Source organism: Streptomyces longispororuber (assembly GCF_024448165.1).
Taxonomy (GTDB): domain Bacteria; phylum Actinomycetota; class Actinomycetes; order Streptomycetales; family Streptomycetaceae; genus Streptomyces; species Streptomyces longispororuber_A.
In genome coordinates this window covers 16,390-33,113 of record NZ_JAMOLN010000115.1, presented here as the reverse complement: position 1 = coordinate 33,113, position 16,724 = coordinate 16,390, and the positions used below count along the sequence as shown (strand labels likewise).

Genomic DNA, 16,724 nt, shown 5'->3' with positions numbered 1-16,724 from the left:
CGGTGGCGGGCCGTGGTGCGTGCGGCGTGGAGGTGCGCTCGGTGTCGGGGCGTGCCGCGGTGCTGTGCGAGGCGTGGTGGCGTCGAGTCGTCACGCGCGCAGGCGCAGGCCGCGCGGGGTGGCGTGGAAACCGGCTCCTTCCAGGAGGGAGGCGTACGGGGAGGTGAGCGCCGCCGTGCCATTGATCCGCTCGACCGTGATCGTGCCGAGCGCGCCGGAGCGGGCCGCGTCGGCGAGGGCGCCGGCGGCGGCGGGCAGCCGCGGGTCGTCCATGAGCTGGGCGGCGGTCGGGTCGGGTGCGGCCGTCGTCGTGTCGGGGGTGGGCCAGGCCAGGAGCGTCTTGCCGCCGCGCTCCATGTAGAGCGTCAGCTCGCCGTCGACCAGGACCACCAGGGAACCCGCCTTGCGGCCCGGCTTGTGGCCCGCGCCCGTGGGCGGCTCGGGCCAGGTCAGGGCCGCGCCGTAGGCATTGGCCGGGTCGGCGGCGGCCAGGACGAGGGCGCGGGCGCCGGTGGACTTCGTCGGGGCGTGGGCGTCGACCGGGGCGTACGGGTCCGGGGGTGCCGCACCCCGCTCCCGCGCGTTCGCCGCCGCGCGCAGGCGGTCCACCGCGCCGTCCATCGCGAACTGCGCGGCACCGAGTCCCTCGACGACATAGCCGCGCCGCGCCTGACCGCTCTCCTCGAAGGCGGACAGGATCCGGTACGTCGCGGAGAAGCCGCCCTCGACACCTTCGGCGGCCACCGCTCCCCGGGTGACCACACCGTGCCGGTCGAGGAGAGTGCGGGCCAGGGCGTGGGCGCGCACGGTCGGGTCCGGTTCGAGGGCGGGCAGCAGGGACCAGCGGCCGGCTACCGTGGGCGGGCCGGTGCGCGAGGTGGGCCTGGCCGCCGCGGTGAGGCTTCCGTACCGCCCCCGGGGGACCGCCCGGCGGGCGCGGTGCGCGGTGGAGCCGGCGGTGCGGCCCGAGCCGAGGAGGGCGCGCATCGGGGCCAGCGTGTCGTTCGTGAGGCGACCCGACCAGGCCAGCTCCCAGAGCGCGTCGGCCAGTTCGGGATCGGAGACATCGGGGTGGGTGGTGGCGCGGACCTGATCGGCGATCTGGCGGAAGAACAGGCCGTAGCCTCCGGAGAGGCTGTTCAGGACCGACTCGTGGAGCGCGGTGGGCTCCAGGGGGTGCGGGGGCGGCAGGAGCAACGGGGCGGCGTCTGCCAGATAGAGGCTGACCCAGCCGTCCTTGCCGGGGAGCGAACCCGCCCCGGCCCACAACACCTCGCCGGACGCGGTCAGTTCGTCCAGCATCGCGGGCGCGTAGCCGGAGACGCGGGACGGCAGCACCAGCTTCTCCAGGGCGGAGGCGGGCACGGACGCGCCCTGCAGTTGCTCGACGGCGCGGACCAGGCCGTCGACCCCGCGCAGGCCGTGACCGCCCAAGTGCTGCCACTGGGGCAGGAACTGGGCCAGGGCGGCGGGCGGCACCGGCTCCAGCTCGTGCCGCAGCGCCGCGAGCGAGCGGCGGCGCAGGCGGCGCAGCACGGTGGCGTCGCACCACTCCTGGCCGATGCCCGCCGGATGGAACTCGCCCTGGACGACGCGGCCGCTCGCGGCGAGGCGCTGGAGGGCGCCCTCGGTGACCGCCGGGCCGAGGCCGAAGCGGGCCGCGGCCTGTGTGGAGGTGAACGGGCCGTGAGTGCGGGCGAACCGGGCCAGCAGATCGCCCAGCGGGTCCTTGACCGGCTCCGTGAAGGCCTCGGGGACGCCGACCGGGAGCGCCGTGCCGAGGGCGTCGCGCAGCCGGCCCGCGTCCTCGATCGCCGCCCAGTGGTCGCCGCCGGCGATGCGGACGCGGATGGCGCGCCGCGCGGCCGCCAGGTCCTGCGCCCAGCCGGGCTCGGCGCCGCGCTCGGCCAACTCGGCGTCGGTGAGCGGCCCGAGGAGGCGCAGCAGGTCCGCGACGCCCTCGGCGTCCCTGACGCGCCGGTCCTCCGTGCGCCACTGCAGCTCCTGCTCCAGCTCGGCCAGGACGTCCGCGTCGAGCAGCTCGCGCAGCTCCGCCTGGCCGAGCAGCTCGGCCAGGAGACGTGCGTCCAGGGACAGCGCCGCCGCGCGGCGCTCGGCGAGCGGGGAGTCGCCCTCGTACAGGAACTGCGCCACGTACCCGAACAGGAGCGAGCGGGCGAACGGTGACGCCTCCGGGGTGGTGACCTCGACGAGGCGGACCTTGCGGGCCTCGATGTCACCCATCAGCTCGGCGAGCCCCGGCACGTCGAAGACGTCCTGGAGGCACTCCCGCACCGCCTCGAGGACGATCGGGAACGAGCCGAACTCGCTGGCCACTTCCAGCAGTTGGGCGGCGCGCTGGCGCTGCTGCCACAGCGGGGTGCGCTTGCCCGGATTGCGCTTCGGGAGCAGCAGCGCGCGGGCGGCGCACTCGCGGAAGCGGGAGGCGAACAGGGCCGAGCCGCCCACCTGGTCGGTGACCAGCTGGTCCACGTCCCCCTTGTCGAAGGCGACGTCGGCCGCTCCGATGGGGGCCTGCTCGGCGTCGTACTCCGTGCCCTGCTTCGCGGGCTCCTGGTCGAGGAGGTCCAGGCCCATCAGGTCGGCGTCGGGCAGGCGCAGCACGATGCCGTCGTCGGCGTGCATGACCTGGGCGTCCATGCCGTACTTCTCGCTGAGCCGGGCGCCCAGGGCGAGCGCCCACGGGGCGTGCACCTGCGCGCCGAACGGCGAGTGGACGACCACGCGCCAGTCGCCCAGCTCGTCCCGGAACCGCTCGACCACGATGGTGCGGTCGTCCGGGACGTGGCCGCACGCCTCCCGCTGCTCGGCCAGGTACGCCAGCACGTTGTCCGCGGCCCAGGTGTCGAGACCCGCGGAGGCGAGGCGCACGCGCGCGTCGTCGGGCTTCAGGGAGCCGATCTCGCGGAGGAACGCGCCCACCGCACGGCCCAGTTCGAGCGGGCGGCCCAGCTGGTCGCCCTTCCAGAACGGGAGACGGCCGGGCACACCCGGGGCCGGGGAGACGAGGACGCGGTCGCGGGTGATGTCCTCGATGCGCCAGGAGCTGGTGCCGAGCGTGAAGACGTCCCCGACCCGGGACTCGTAGACCATCTCCTCGTCGAGCTCTCCTACGCGGCCGCCGCCCTTCTTGGGGTCGGCGCCCGCGAGGAAGACTCCGAAGAGGCCGCGGTCGGGAATCGTGCCCCCGGAGGTGACCGCCAGACGCTGTGCGCCGGGGCGGCCGGTGACGGTGCCGGCGACGCGGTCCCAGACCACGCGGGGCCGGAGCTCGGCGAAGGCGTCCGAGGGATAGCGGCCCGCCAGCATGTCGAGGACGCCGGTGAAGGCGGACTCGGGGAGGGACGCGAAGGGCGCCGCCCGGCGGACCAGGGCCAGGAGATCGTCGACCTGCCAGGTGTCGAGCGCCGTGGTCGCCACCAACTGCTGCGCGAGCACGTCCAGCGGGTTCGCCGGGACGCGGAGGGACTCGATGGAGCCCGACCGCATGCGCTCGGTGACGACCGCCGACTGGACCAGGTCCCCGCGGTACTTCGGGAACACGACACCCGTGGACACCGCGCCCACCTGGTGACCGGCCCGGCCCACGCGCTGCAGCCCGGAGGCCACGGAGGGCGGCGACTCGACCTGGACGACGAGGTCGACCGCGCCCATGTCGATGCCCAGTTCGAGACTGGACGTGGCCACGACGGCCGGCAGCCGGCCCGCCTTCAGGTCCTCCTCGACCAGCGCGCGCTGCTCCTTGGAGACCGACCCGTGGTGGGCGCGCGCGATGACCGGGGGAGCCCCCGCCGCCGCACCGGAGCCGCCCATCAGCTCGGCCGGGGAGTGGTCCTCCGGGAGGGCCTCGCCGGTGGCGCGCTCGTACGCGATCTCGTTCAGCCTGTTGCACAGGCGCTCCGCCAGGCGGCGGGAGTTGGCGAACACGATCGTCGACCGGTGGGCCTCGATGAGGTCGGCGATGCGCTCCTCGACGTGCGGCCAGATCGAGGGGCGCTCCGCCCCCTGGTCGGCGTCGGCCACGGGGGAGCCGCCCAGCTCGGCCAGGTCCTCGACCGGGACGACCACCGACAGGTCGAACTCCTTGCCCGACGGCGGCTGGACGATCTCCACCCGGCGCTGCGGCGACAGGTACCGCGCCACCTCGTCGACCGGGCGGACCGTCGCCGACAGGCCGATCCGGCGGGCCGGGCGGGGCAGCAGCTCGTCGAGCCGCTCCAGGGAGAGGGCCAGGTGCGCGCCGCGCTTGGTGCCGGCCACCGCGTGGACCTCGTCCAGGATCACCGTCTCGATGCCGGTCAGCGCGTCGCGCGTGGCCGACGTCAGCATCAGGAACAGCGACTCGGGCGTCGTGATCAGGATGTCCGGCGGGCGGGTGGCCAGGGCGCGGCGCTCGGCGGGCGGGGTGTCGCCGGACCGGATGCCGACCTTCACCTCGGGCTCGGGCAGGCCGAGGCGGACGGCCTCCTGGCGGATCCCGGTGAGCGGGCTGCGCAGATTGCGCTCCACGTCGACCGCGAGGGCCTTCAACGGCGACACGTACAGGACGCGGCAGCGCTTCTTCGGGTCGGCGGGCGGCGGCGTCGACGCGAGCTGGTCGAGGGCGGCGAGGAACGCGGCGAGTGTCTTGCCGGAGCCGGTCGGCGCGACGACCAGGACGTCCGAGCCCTCGCCGATCGCCTTCCACGCCCCGGCCTGCGCGGACGTGGGCGCGGGAAAGGCCCCCGTGAACCAGCCGCGGGTCGCGGGGGTGAATCCTTCGAGGGCGCTGTGGGCCCCCTGCCTGGGCCTGACCATGTCCCCATCCTGCACCCCACCACTGACAAAGGCCGTGACCTGCGGAAACAAGGAGTTCACCGAGGGTGTCATGGCGCAGAATGGGGGTATGGCGGGCAAGGGCGAATGGGCACGGCACTGGCGGTACGAGCGGCTGCCGGGCCTCGATCTGCTGCGCGCCAACTACCTCCGGCACACGTTCCCGCGCCACAGCCACGACGGCTACGTGATCGGCGCGGTCACCCGGGGCGTCGAGGCCGTCGGCATGCCCGGCGGGACGCTGCAGGCGGGCCCGGGCAGCGTCGTCATGATCAATCCGGAGGTGGCGCACACCGCGAAGGCGGGCGGCCCGGACGGCTGGGCGTACTCCACGCTCTACCCGGCCGCCGACGTCGTCGCGGAGATCGCCGCCGAGATCACCACGGTCCGCGGCACCGCGGGTTTCGCCGAGCCCATCGTCATGGACCCGCAGGCCTCACGCCTGATCACCGAGGTGCACCGGGCCGCCGAACAGGGCAACGCGCTGGCCGCAGACAGCCTGCTCCGGGTCGCGCTCGCCCGGCTGCTGCGCGATCACGGCACGGCGCTCGGGGCGCGGCCCGGACGGTCCGCCGGGGCCGGGGCGGCGTCGCGCGCGCGTGAGCTGCTGGAGGAGCGGATGACCGACCCGCCGTCCCTGGAAGCGCTCGCCACCGAGCTGGGATCCAGCCCGTTCGCGCTGCTGCGGGCGTTCCGCGACGCCTACGGGATGCCGCCGCACACCTGGCTCACCAATGCCCGGGTGCGCGCGGCCCGGCGCCTCCTGGAGTCGGGCACGGCGCCCGCGGACGCCGCCGTGGCCGTCGGCTTCACCGACCAGCCGCACCTGAACCGGCACTTCACCCGGATCGTCGGGGTGCCTCCCGGGGCCTACCAGCGGGAGCGCAAGAACGTACAAGACCGCGAGGCGCACCTCCTCGTACCGTCGGGGACGTGGCAGAACAGACATCACCCACCGACATACGAACAGCCGACGGAGCTCCGTCCGGGCACGCTGCCGAGCACACCGCCGGGCACACCGCAGGAGCCGGCAGGTCCGAAGCCGCCGTCGTCCGTGACGCGCTCGGGGTCGGCATCGCCGTGGGTCTCTCCGGATTCGCCTTCGGAGTGACCTCGGCGGGCAGCGGCCTCAGCGTGTGGCAGACCTGCGTGCTCAGCCTCCTCGTCTTCACCGGGGCCTCGCAGTTCGCGCTCGTGGGGGCGCTGGCGGCCGGCGGCAACCCGTTCACCGCCGCCGCGGGCGCGTTCTTCCTCGGGGTGCGCAACGCGTTCTACGGGCTCCGCCTGTCGCAGCTGCTCGCCCTCCCGCGCGCGGTGCGGCCGTTCGCCGCGCACTGGGTCATCGACGAGACGTCGGCCGTCTCGCTGGCCCAGTCCACCCGGCGCAGCGCGCGGATCGGCTTCACCGTCACCGGGCTGACCCTGTACGTCCTGTGGAACCTGACCACCCTCCTCGGCGCCCTGGGGGCCGAGGCCATCGGCGACACCGACGCGTGGGGGATCGACGCGGCGGGACCGGCCGTCTTCCTGGCGCTGCTCGCGCCCATGCTGAGGACGACCACGGAGCGCGCGGTGGCGGGCCTCGCCGTCGTGCTCGGACTCGGCCTGTTGCCGGTGCTGCCCGCCGGGGTCCCCGTCCTCGTGGCCGCGCTCGCCGCCCCGGCCGTGCTCTACGTAGAAGGGCGTCGCCGCGGTGAAGGGCGTCGCCGCGCCACCACCGACACACCGCAAGGAGAGGACCGTTGAACATCTGGATCGCCATCGGCGTCACCGCGGTCGGCTGCTACGCCGTCAAGCTCATCGGTCTCCTCGTGCCCGCGGGAGCCCTGGAACGGCCCGCCGTGAAGCGACTCGCGGCGCTGCTGCCGGTCGCCCTGCTGGCGGCGCTCACGGCCCAGCAGACGTTCGCCGAGGGGCAGACGCTGCTCCTCGACGCCAAGGCCGCGGGGCTCGGCGCGGCCGCCGTCGCGCTGGTGCTGCGCGCGCCCTTCCTGGTGGTGGTCGCGGCGGCGGTGGTCGTCACGGCAGGGGTGCGGGCGCTCACCGGGTGACCTGCTGAGGTGACCTCCTCGGCTGACCTTCTAGTGGGCCACCGGGACCGGCGCCGCCTCCGGGGACTCCGGGACGCCGAGCTTCAGGGCCGTGCGCTCCGGGCGGCAGAAGAAGGCCGCGAGGACACCGCCGGTCACCAGGAGGCCCGAGGTCAGCAGCCAGCCGCGCTCGTAGCCCGCGGCCACGGAGGCGGCGCCGTCCACCATGCCGCCCAGGACGAGCGGAGACAGGATGCCGCCCAGGGCGTACACGAAGGTCAACGCGCCCAGGACGACGCCCCGTTGAGAGGGCGGCGTGATCCGGGAGCACGCCGTCGCGGCGACCGTGAGCATCACCATCGCGAGCGCCATCGGGCCCAGCATCATGGGTACCTTCACCGCCAGGGAGTCGGCCGTCCCGAACACCGCGGTGGCGCAGCCCGCGATGGCGACGAGAAGGCCCGCTCCCGCGCCCACCGGGAGCCGTGGTGGTGTGTCCCGCAGGGCCGCGCGGCGTGACAGCAGACCGTGCACCAGGAGGACGGCCCCGTTGACGAGGGCACCCACGCCGACCATGGTGCTCGCCCGGTGCAGGTCCCAGCCGATGACGCTCTCCATGTAGTCGGGCGCCCAGGTGAGCAGGGTGCTCATCGACCAGTAGGCGGCGAACGAGCCGAAGGCCGCCGTCAGGAAGGTGGGCGACAGCAGGATCCGCCGCAGCGGCACCGGCCGTACGTCCCCGGGCCCCCGCACCGGCTCCTTGCCGACCTCCGGCGCCATCGGCCCCTCCGCGCCCCAGATCCGCCATGCCACCGCCCAGGCGAGGCCCACGAGCCCGACCACGCCGAACGACCAGCGCCAGCCCCAGTGGGAGATCACCCAGCTCAGCACCGGCGCGGCGACGGCGACCCCGGCCGCCGCGCCGACGAGCAGCACCGCGGTCGGCAGCGCCCGCTCGCGCTGCGGGAACCAGCCGTGCACGTGATGCATGGCGACCGGGGCCGCCGGGCCCTCGGCGGCCCCCAGGAGGACGCGGGTGGCCACCAGGGCGCCGAACCCGGCGGCGCCCCAGAGCATGGGCAGCTGCGCCGCCGACCACATCAGGACCAGCGCCAGGAGGAGCGTCGTCGTGCGGACCCGCTTCGTGAGGGCCGAGACCCCCAGCGCGGCGACGGAGAACAGCGCGAAGAACGCCGACTGGGCGCTGCCGAACTCCTGCCGACTGATGCCGAGACCGGCGCGGATCTCCGGACCCGCCAGACCCAGCACCGCCTTGTCGGCGAAGTTCACGACCATGAAGGCCAGCAGCAGCCAGGTGGTCCGCCAGGCGCCGCGCATCAGCAGCACCCGTCCTCTTCGCCGACCACGCCGACGCTGATCATTCCCTCGGCCTTCTTGCGGCCCTCGGGAGTGCGGGCCAACTCCGTGGCCACATCGGTGCCTTCGGCGACCGCCGCGGACTCGGCGGCGGCCCAGGCGAAGACCCCGCGGGCCATGGTGGACGTCTCCTTCCCGGCGCGCACCGTGAAGACGTGGGCACGCGCGCGTGCCACCTCGGGGTCGGCGGGCGCCGCCAGGGCCGCCGTCTCCGCCAGATGGGCGGCGAGCCTCGACTCGCCCGCGTCCAGCAGCTCCAGGGCCCTGCGCGCCAGTACCAGGGCGCCGCCCGCCGCCCGCGCGAACTCGGCCGCGACCGCCGCCTCAGGGGCGGGCTTGAGGGTCGCCGGGTTCTGGTCGTACCAGCCGCCCCACAGCCGCCACAGGTTGCGCACGACGAACTCGGGCTCGTCGTAAGCGGGGTGGAGGTACGGCCGGTCCAGCAAGTCCTCGGGGACCCGCACGCCGTGGATGACCGCGTCGAGCCGGTGCCCCGCGTTCATCAGGTCCCTGGTCTGCTCGCACAGCGTCTCCAGGAGGCGGGCGGTGTCGTCCAGCGCACGGTTCACGCGGTCGGCGCCCGTGATGGGCACGCCGTGCCCGGGCAGTAGCAGTTCGGCGCCCAGCTCCTGCATGGAGCGCAGGGCCCGGGCCCAGTCCTCCGGATAGCGCTGCACCTTCTGGGGGTTGCCCGCGTTCGGTGTGTTCCAGATGAACAGGTCGCCCGTGCACAGGGTCTTCAGCTCGGGCACCCACACGTAGGTGTGGTCGTCGGTCTCCCCGCGCGCGTGGACGAGCTCGAAGGTCAGCGCGCCGCGTCGGACGGTCAGCCGGTCCCGGTAGACCGTGTCGGGGTACCTGTAGGTGGTGGGCCACTCCAGTGCGGGCACACCGAACTGCCTGCGGTTGATCCAGGAGTTGTAACCGGCCGTCCGTATGTAGCGGTCGAAGCGGGCGGGGACGGCCTCGTGCGCGACGACCTCCGGACGGTCCGCGCCGGTCCGTGCCGCTTCCTGGTCGAAGGGGAGGACTCCGAAGACGTGGTCGACGTGACCGTGCGTGTACACCACCGAGCGGACCGGTCCTGCCCTGAACTTCCGCACGGCCTCGTGCAGTCGGCCCGCCGTGCGGAAGTCGCCGGAGTCGACGAGCACCACACCGTCACCGGTGTCGAAGGCCGTCACGTTGGCGAAGGCGGGGAAGAACCCCACCCGGGGGCGCAACCGCACCAGTTCGTCGCCCGCGTAGGCGCCCGACAGATGCGGCAGCAGGGTCTCCGAACCCTGCCAGACCCGGTCCGCGTAGGCAGCGTAGTCCGCCGGCTGCTGCTCCGCTTCGTTGTGCTCGGTCATGGGTGAGGCTCCTTGTGTGCGGGCGGTCCCTTCGGCCTGCCGGGCCGTCCGTCCCGGCAGGACACGAGTCAAGACGCCTTCTGTGACGTGGAACACCGCCCCGCGTCACACACAGGTCGGCTCGGTAATGTGACGCGTCACAACGAAGCGCCCCGCGCTCTGCCCCGAGGGGAGGGAGGGACCGTGCCCCTGTCGCCCGAGGCGCGCTCGCTCGCCGCGCGCTGCGAACCCCGCGTCAACGAGCTGGCCCGCCGCATGGCCCGGGAGTCCTTCGAGGAGTTGCCCGGCTACCCGGAGCTGCCCGACGACGTGAAGGACCTGGAGATCGCGGCGACCGCCCGGCACGGCGTACGGCTGTTCCTGAGGCACGTCGGCGAGCAGGACGCGGACCGGCCCGGCAGCCACCGGCTGTTCCGCGAGAGGGCCGCTCAGCGGGCCGAGGAGGGCATGCCGCTGCACCTCCTGCTGCGCACCCACGCGCTCGGCACCTACGTCCTGTGGCAGGCGCTGCGCGACGTGGCCCGCCCCGGCGAGGAGGCCGCCCTCGTCGAACTGGTCGACGTCCTGCTGCGCAGCCACCCCGCCATCGTCGGCGCCGTCGCCGAGACCTACCTGGACGAGCGGTCCGCCCTGGAGGCCGAACAGCGCGCACAGCAGCGCTCGTTGGTGCGCGGCCTGCTCGACGGGATGGTCCCGCCGGGGCACGTGCTGCTCGACCAGCTGCGCCTCGAGGGCCCGGCCCTCGTGCTCGCGCTCGGCGTCGACGTCCCGCCCGCCGAGGGGCCGGTCGCGGTGCGGCGCCGGCTGCGCCGCGTGCAGACCGTCCTCGACCATGCCTTCGACGTGGACGTCCTGGCCCTCCTGGAGGGCGACGGGGGCCGTGTCGTCGTGCCCGCGGACTGCGCCCCGCCCGACGAGCTGCCCCGGCGCCTGAGCAAGGCGAGTGGTCTGCAGGTGCGGGTGGCGGCGGTGCGGGCGGACGGGCCCGCGCACATCACCGACGCGGCCCGCACCGCCACCGAGATCCTGCGCATCACGCGCGCGTGCGGGATGCCTCCCGGACTGCACCGCCTCGACGACGTCCTGCTGGAGTACCACCTCTCCCGGCGCAACGAGAGCAGCCACCGCATCGCCGCCCTGCTCGACCCGGTCGCCGAGCGGCCCGAGCTCCTGGAGACACTGCGCACCCACCTGGCGCACCAGCAGGACCGCAGGGCCACCGCCGGTGCGCTCGGACTGCACCCGAACACGGTCGACAACCGGCTCGCGAAGATCGCCGAGACGAGCGGCATCGACCTGTCGTCGCCGCGCGGCACGGCCCTCGCGCTCGCCGCCCTGCTGCTGCGGGACGCCGAGGCGTGAGCCGGAGCCGCCGGACGGGGAACTCCTCCTACGAGGACGGATCGGCCACCGGCTCCCACGAGGACGGATCGGCTACCGGCTCCTACGAGGACGGATCGGGAACCCCTCCCTACAGAGGCCGCCCGTAGGCGCGCAAGGTGCGCAACGCCTGGATCGTCACCATGGGGCGCGCCTCCAGGGCGATGCCCGGACTCCACTGCCGCCAGTTGACCGGCCAGCCGCCGTCGTCCTGCTGCTCGCTCTCCAGGTGGTCGAGCGCGCGGCCCATCTCCTCGTCCGTGAACCAGGAGCGCGCCAGCGATTCGGGCACCCGCGCGTAGTCGTACGGGTAGTGGTGCTCGCCCGGGGCGTAGCCCGGCGCGACCGGGTAGTCGTCCCTGCGCGCCGGATCCAGCACCGCGAGGCGCTGCTCGCGCACCAGGCGGCCGAGCCGGTCGGCGGCCGCCCGCGCGCGTGGGCGGTCGGGAACGCCGTCGAGGAAGGCGACCGCCGCCTCCACCTCGTAGGGATGCGACGTCTTCAGGGACTCGACGGCGGCCCAGCAGAAGTCGGTGGCCCGGAACAGCCAGGCGTGCCACACCTCGTTGCGGTGCAGCAGGCCGACGACGGGTCCGGTCGCGAGCAGCTCGCTCGGCGGGTCGTCCACCACGGGGACGAACGGGGCGTGCGGAAAGTCCCGTTGGCTGGGATGCACCGCCGGAAGTGCCCCTTCCGGGGTGGAGACGGCGGTGAGGTAGCGGCACACGCGCTCCACCCGCCGGCCCGAGCAGCGCCCGATCGAGTCCAGGACGCGCAGCGCGTGACCGGTGTGCAGGGGCTGGCTGACGGGGCCGCGCAGATCGGGTTCCAGGGCGTGCCCGTAGCCGTCGTCCTCGTTGAGGTAGGCGGCCAGGGCGGTCTCGACGGCGTCCGCCGCCGCGGGCGAGCCCTCCAGGAAGTGATAGGCGAACCGGCGCTGTTCCAGAACGCGCGCGGTCAGCCAGACGAACGGTTCGGCACGGGAGAGCGGGGAGCGTGCCGAGGGCGATGAGGGGAGTGGGGAAGCTCCGGATTCGGCCATGCACCGACCGTAGGGCGGAAAGCGTTCTCGGCAAGCCTCCCGGGCACGGCTGCACTCTCAGGGGCGGGATACTGGAGTCATGCGGTTGACGGTCTTCTGGCAGCGGATGGCGGATCACTTCGGGTCCGGGTACGCCGACACCTTTGCGCGTGATCACGTGATGGCGGGCCTCGGCGGCCGTACGGTCCACGAGGCGCTCGACTCCGGCTGGGAGGCGAAGGACGTCTGGAGCGTGGTGTGCAGCACGATGGACGTGCCCGCCGAGAAGCGCTGATCACATCGTGATCCGGGGGCGGCCACCGATTGTCGGCGGCGTGGGCGAGACTGGCACCGTGGCAGCGACAGACGAGACCCTCCAGGTGACGGCCGACGCCGCACCGCCCGGCACGACGCCGCCCGAGCGCCCGCCGGGTCCGGCGCCGGCCCCGCACGCGCGGATGCCGCGCTGGCTGCCGCGCGCCATGGTGCTCGCCCTCGCCCTCATCGCCTGCTTCCAGCTGGGCAGTTGGGCCTTCCACCAGGTCACCGGGCTGCTGATCAACGTACTGATCGCGTTCTTCCTGGCGCTCGCCGTGGAGCCCGCGGTGAGCTGGATGGCGGCGCGCGGTCTGCGCCGCGGCCTGGCCACGGCCCTCACCTTCCTCGGCGTCATGATCGCCGGCGCGGGCTTCGTCGTGCTGCTCGGCTCGATGCTCGCGGGCCAGATCGTGGACATGGTCGAGGACTTCCCGAAATACCTCGACCAGGTCATCAGCTGGGTCAACCAGACGTTCCACACGGACCTCAACAGGGTCGAGGTCCAGGACAGCCTGCTGCACTCGGACTGGCTCCAGAAGTACGTGCAGAACAGCGCGACCGGGGTGCTGGACGTGTCAGCGCAGGTGCTCGGCGGCCTCTTCCAGCTGCTGACGATCCTGCTGTTCTCGTTCTACTTCGCCGCCGACGGGCCGCGGCTGCGCCGCGCCCTGTGCTCGGTCCTGCCGCCCGCCAAGCAGGCGGAGGTGCTGCGGGCCTGGGAGATCGCCGTCGACAAGACCGGCGGCTATCTGTACTCGCGCGGTCTGATGGCGCTGATCTCCGGGATCGCGCACTACATCCTGCTCGCGGCCCTGGACGTGCCGTACGCGCCCGTGCTGGGCATGTGGGTGGGCCTCGTCTCGCAGTTCATCCCGACCATCGGCACGTATCTGGCGGGCGCCCTGCCGATGCTGATCGCCTTCACCGTGGACCCCTGGTACGCGCTGTGGGTGCTCGTCTTCGTGGTCGTCTACCAGCAGTTCGAGAACTACGTGCTGCAGCCGAAGCTGACGGCCAAGACGGTGGACATCCACCCGGCCGTCGCCTTCGGGTCCGTCATCGCGGGCACCGCGCTGCTCGGTGCGGTCGGCGCGCTGATCGCGATCCCCGCCGTCGCGACGCTGCAGGCGTTCCTGGGCGCCTACGTGAAGCGCTACGACGTCACGGACGACCCGCGGGTGCACGGCCATCGCCGGCGGGGCGGAGCGTCCCTCGTCGCGCGGGCGCGGCGCGCCCTGCGGGGGCCGAACGAGCCGCACGCCGAGGTCGAGGCCGAGGACCGGTAGCTACGCGACCACGGCCCAGGCGCCGGCGGCGAGCACCGCTGCCGCGTAGCAGCCGACCGCCGCGTACATGACGCGGTTCCTGGTGCGGTCGCTCCAGCCCGTGCGGGACAGCAGCAGGGCCAGGGCCGGCAGCACGAGCACGGCGTGCAGGCTGACGCCGTGCAGCGGCTTGAGGGCGGCCGTCGAGTGGTAGGCCGCCTCCTGGTGCCCCGTCCTCGTGAGCGTCACGCCACGCGCGATCATCGCCGCGCCGGACGCGAGCGCGACCAGAAGGACGGCGAAGCCGGCGCGCACGGCGAGGGGCATTCCCGTGGGCCCGCCGGGACGCCGCTTGAAGGAGACGACGGCGAACACCGTGAGGAGCACCACCAGCACGCCGCCGCCCACGGCGAGCGACATGGAGACGGCGGTGTCGAAGGCGCTCTCCATGTTGAGGTGCGACGGAACCCTGCGCCACGCCTGAAGGGTGATGCCGCCGACTTCCAGAACGCAGTCCGCCGCGAACACCACGAGCAGGACGGTCCGCAGCCGGGCGCCCATGCGCAGATACGACGTCACCCACGTGAGGGCCACCAGAGTCAGGCCGAAGGAGAGTCCGAAGGTGACGGGCTTGCGCCAGGAGACCGGGCCGGTCCACGGGCCGCCGTCGACCGCGAGGACGACGAGGTGGGCGAGACCGGACGCGACCAGGACGGCGCCGGTCACGTAGCAGAGGCGCTCGGCGGGGCGGGCCGTCTGCCACCAGGGGGTTCCCGTGCCCCGGGGAGCCGGCCCGGGAGGACGGGGGAGCGCCGGTCGGGATGCGCGGGGCCTCGGCCGGGGTGCGTGGGGCTTCATGGGACCAGGCTCGTCGCGCAGGCCCCGCGGGTCGTCGTCCGGCCGGAGGCACTCGGCGTACGCCGTGGGGAGCAGAGGGTGCGGGGCCCGGCGGAGTCGGCGGAGGGGACGGCTCCGGGTGGCGGCGGGTGCCCGCGTGGTGCGCTTGACACCAAAATCGAACATCCATTCTTATGGAGTGTCCGGGGACTCTCTTCCCAGGAATCCCAAGGGTTTCGAGAAGAGTGGCCCGGCGAAGAGCCTCGAGTTATCCACAGGCGGACGGGCGTCGAGGCCGATTGTCAGTGGCAGGCGTTAGCGTCTTTGACGTGAAGCGATCGACTCAAGCAAACCGGGTGGAACCCATGGCAGGAACCGACCGCGAGAAGGCGCTCGACGCCGCGCTCGCACAGATTGAACGGCAATTCGGCAAGGGCGCAGTGATGCGCATGGGCGAGCGGCCGAATGAGCCCATCGAGGTCATCCCCACCGGGTCGACCGCGCTCGACGTCGCGCTCGGCGTCGGCGGCATCCCGCGCGGCCGTGTGGTGGAGGTGTACGGCCCGGAGTCCTCCGGTAAGACGACCCTGACCCTGCACGCCGTGGCCAACGCCCAGCGGGCGGGCGGCGCGGTGGCCTTCGTGGACGCGGAGCACGCCCTCGACCCCGAGTACGCGAAGAAGCTCGGCGTCGACATCGACAACCTCATCCTGTCCCAGCCGGACAACGGCGAGCAGGCTCTCGAGATCGTCGACATGCTGGTCCGCTCCGGCGCCCTCGACCTCATCGTCATCGACTCCGTCGCCGCCCTGGTGCCGCGCGCGGAGATCGAGGGCGAGATGGGTGACTCGCACGTGGGTCTCCAGGCCCGCCTGATGAGCCAGGCGCTCCGGAAGATCACCAGCGCGCTCAACCAGTCCAAGACCACCGCGATCTTCATCAACCAGCTCCGCGAGAAGATCGGTGTGATGTTCGGCTCGCCGGAGACCACGACCGGTGGCCGGGCGCTGAAGTTCTACGCCTCGGTGCGCATGGACATCCGCCGCATCGAGACCCTCAAGGACGGCACGGACGCGGTGGGCAACCGCACCCGCGTCAAGGTCGTCAAGAACAAGGTCGCGCCGCCCTTCAAGCAGGCCGAGTTCGACATCCTCTACGGGCAGGGCATCTCCCGCGAGGGCGGCCTGATCGACATGGGCGTGGAGCACGGATTCGTCCGCAAGGCCGGCGCCTGGTACACGTACGAGGGCGACCAGCTCGGCCAGGGCAAGGAGAACGCGCGCAACTTCCTCAAGGACAACCCCGACCTGGCCAACGAGATCGAGAAGAAGATCAAGGAAAAGCTGGGCGTCGGTGTGAAGAAGACCGAGGAGCCGGCCGCCGAGCCGAGCGCGGACGCGGCGGCTGCCCCGGCCGAGGACGCGGCCAAGACGGTGCCCGCGCCCAAGGCCACCAAGTCCAAGGCCGCGGCGGCCAAGAGCTAGTCCGTGACACGACGAACCGACTGGGCCGAGTACGACGCCCGCCCCCCTGTCACCGCGAGCCCGGGGCGCGGTGACGACGGGGCGTACGACGACGCCGTGTACGGGGAGGCCGGGGACGACGTCGAAGCGGGGGACGGCGCGGCGGACGGACCGCGCCGGGGCAGACGTTCGCGTGGCGGCACCGGGCCGCGCGGGCGTCGGCGGCGCGGCGGATTCGGTGATCCGTCCGGCGGCGCCGCGGAGGACGACGGCCCCCCTCCTTCGTCGAGGGCCGAGCGGGGGGAGTCGTCAGGGGACCCGGCGGAGCGGGCGCGGAACATCTGTCTGCGTCTGCTCACCGGGACCCCGCGCACCCGCAAGCAGCTCGCCGACGCCCTGCGCAAGCGGGAGATCCCGGACGAGGTGGCGGAGGAGGTGCTGTCCCGGTTCGAAGAGGTCGGGCTGATCAACGACAGCGCCTTCGCCGACGCCTGGGTGGAGTCGCGGCACCACGGCCGGGGCCTGGCCCGTCGGGCGCTCGCCCGTGAGCTGCGCACCAAGGGCGTCGACAGCACGGTGATCGACGAGGCGGTCGGGCAGCTCGACGCGGAGCGCGAGGAGGAGACCGCGCGGGAGCTCGTCGCGCGCAAGCTCCGCTCCACGCGCGGCCTCGACCGGGACAAGCGGCTGCGACGCCTCGCGGGCATGCTCGCCCGCAAGGGCTACCCGGAAGGCATGGCGCTCCGCGTGGTGCGCCAGGCGTTGGAGGAAGAGGGGGAGGAGACCGAGGACCTGGAGTTCGGGGACTGAGGGTTCCACCGGCTGTGCCGCGCGGCATCGCCCTG

At 73.5% G+C, this 16,724-nt stretch carries 12 protein-coding genes and 1 pseudogene; 8 read left to right on the top strand and 5 right to left on the bottom strand.

The genetic code is table 11. The features are described from left to right. Window positions 1-90 precede the first annotated feature (90 nt). Window positions 91-4,818, bottom strand: coding sequence for an ATP-dependent helicase (locus M4J07_RS28485; RefSeq protein WP_255976223.1), 4,728 nt, complete (start codon window positions 4,816-4,818; stop codon window positions 91-93). Between M4J07_RS28485 and M4J07_RS28480 the strand changes: the two are divergent. The 3 genes and pseudogenes from M4J07_RS28480 to M4J07_RS28470 all read left to right on the top strand — a co-directional run. Beyond that, window positions 4,817-5,656: pseudogene (locus M4J07_RS28480) on the top strand (AraC family transcriptional regulator); the annotation flags it as partial. The gene M4J07_RS28485 and the pseudogene M4J07_RS28480 sit on opposite strands and share 2 nt — an antisense overlap. Window positions 5,657-5,769: 113 nt before the next feature. After that, entirely contained in the window at window positions 5,770-6,582 is an 813-nt protein-coding gene (locus tag M4J07_RS28475; protein WP_308284780.1) for an AzlC family ABC transporter permease, read from the top strand. Further along, entirely contained in the window at window positions 6,579-6,887 is a 309-nt protein-coding gene (locus tag M4J07_RS28470) for an AzlD domain-containing protein (RefSeq protein WP_255976217.1), read from the top strand. The genes M4J07_RS28475 and M4J07_RS28470 overlap by 4 nt, the downstream gene beginning before the upstream one ends. A 30-nt stretch (window positions 6,888-6,917) precedes the next feature. Here M4J07_RS28470 and M4J07_RS28465 read toward each other — a convergent pair whose 3' ends face one another. Further along, window positions 6,918-8,204 (bottom strand): MFS transporter, encoded by a 1,287-nt coding sequence (locus M4J07_RS28465; protein WP_255976225.1) that lies wholly within the window; start codon window positions 8,202-8,204, stop codon window positions 6,918-6,920. After that, the gene (locus M4J07_RS28460; RefSeq protein WP_255976215.1) at window positions 8,204-9,595 is read right to left on the bottom strand and encodes an alkyl sulfatase dimerization domain-containing protein; all 1,392 of its coding nucleotides are present in this window, start codon (window positions 9,593-9,595) and stop codon (window positions 8,204-8,206) included. The genes M4J07_RS28465 and M4J07_RS28460 overlap by 1 nt, the downstream gene beginning before the upstream one ends. Before the next feature lie 183 nt (window positions 9,596-9,778). Between M4J07_RS28460 and M4J07_RS28455 the strand changes: the two genes are divergently transcribed. Further along, entirely contained in the window at window positions 9,779-10,957 is a 1,179-nt protein-coding gene (locus M4J07_RS28455; protein ID WP_255976213.1) for a PucR family transcriptional regulator, read from the top strand. 109 nt (window positions 10,958-11,066) lie between these two features. Here the strand turns inward: M4J07_RS28455 and M4J07_RS28450 are convergent, their stop codons facing one another. Beyond that, window positions 11,067-12,017: a hypothetical protein gene (locus M4J07_RS28450; RefSeq protein WP_255976211.1), complete on the bottom strand. Its 951-nt coding sequence runs from the start codon at window positions 12,015-12,017 to the stop codon at window positions 11,067-11,069. A gap of 79 nt (window positions 12,018-12,096) precedes the next feature. On the opposite strand from M4J07_RS28450, the gene M4J07_RS28445 reads away from it, so the two are divergent. After that, on the top strand, window positions 12,097-12,291 hold the full coding sequence (locus M4J07_RS28445) for a DUF3046 domain-containing protein (protein WP_255976209.1): 195 nt from the start codon (window positions 12,097-12,099) through the stop codon (window positions 12,289-12,291). Window positions 12,292-12,349: 58 nt separating this feature from the next. After that, window positions 12,350-13,600 (top strand): AI-2E family transporter, encoded by a 1,251-nt coding sequence (locus tag M4J07_RS28440; protein ID WP_255976207.1) that lies wholly within the window; start codon window positions 12,350-12,352, stop codon window positions 13,598-13,600. On the opposite strand, the gene M4J07_RS28435 is transcribed toward M4J07_RS28440, so the two are convergent. Continuing rightward, on the bottom strand, window positions 13,601-14,305 hold the full coding sequence (locus M4J07_RS28435) for a hypothetical protein (protein WP_255976205.1): 705 nt from the start codon (window positions 14,303-14,305) through the stop codon (window positions 13,601-13,603). A 476-nt stretch (window positions 14,306-14,781) separates the two neighbouring features. Here M4J07_RS28435 and recA point away from each other — a divergent pair, with 476 nt between their 5' ends. After that, window positions 14,782-15,900 (top strand): recombinase RecA, encoded by a 1,119-nt coding sequence (recA, locus tag M4J07_RS28430; protein ID WP_255976203.1) that lies wholly within the window; start codon window positions 14,782-14,784, stop codon window positions 15,898-15,900. Window positions 15,901-15,903: 3 nt separating this feature from the next. Continuing rightward, window positions 15,904-16,689 (top strand): recombination regulator RecX, encoded by a 786-nt coding sequence (gene recX, locus M4J07_RS28425; protein ID WP_255976201.1) that lies wholly within the window; start codon window positions 15,904-15,906, stop codon window positions 16,687-16,689. The last annotated feature ends 35 nt before the right edge of the window (window positions 16,690-16,724 follow it).

Bases quoted from the DNA above. Each gene is read 5' to 3' on its own strand.
- M4J07_RS28485 (WP_255976223.1), bottom strand. From the start codon at position 4,818: ATGGTCAGGCCCAGGCAGGGGGCCCACAGCGCCCTCGAAGGATTCACC.
- M4J07_RS28465 (WP_255976225.1), bottom strand. From the start codon at position 8,204: ATGCGCGGCGCCTGGCGGACCACCTGGCTGCTGCTGGCCTTCATGGTC.
- M4J07_RS28460 (WP_255976215.1), bottom strand. From the start codon at position 9,595: ATGACCGAGCACAACGAAGCGGAGCAGCAGCCGGCGGACTACGCTGCC.
- M4J07_RS28450 (WP_255976211.1), bottom strand. From the start codon at position 12,017: ATGGCCGAATCCGGAGCTTCCCCACTCCCCTCATCGCCCTCGGCACGC.
- M4J07_RS28445 (WP_255976209.1), top strand. From the start codon at position 12,097: ATGCGGTTGACGGTCTTCTGGCAGCGGATGGCGGATCACTTCGGGTCC.
- recA (WP_255976203.1), top strand. From the start codon at position 14,782: ATGGCAGGAACCGACCGCGAGAAGGCGCTCGACGCCGCGCTCGCACAG.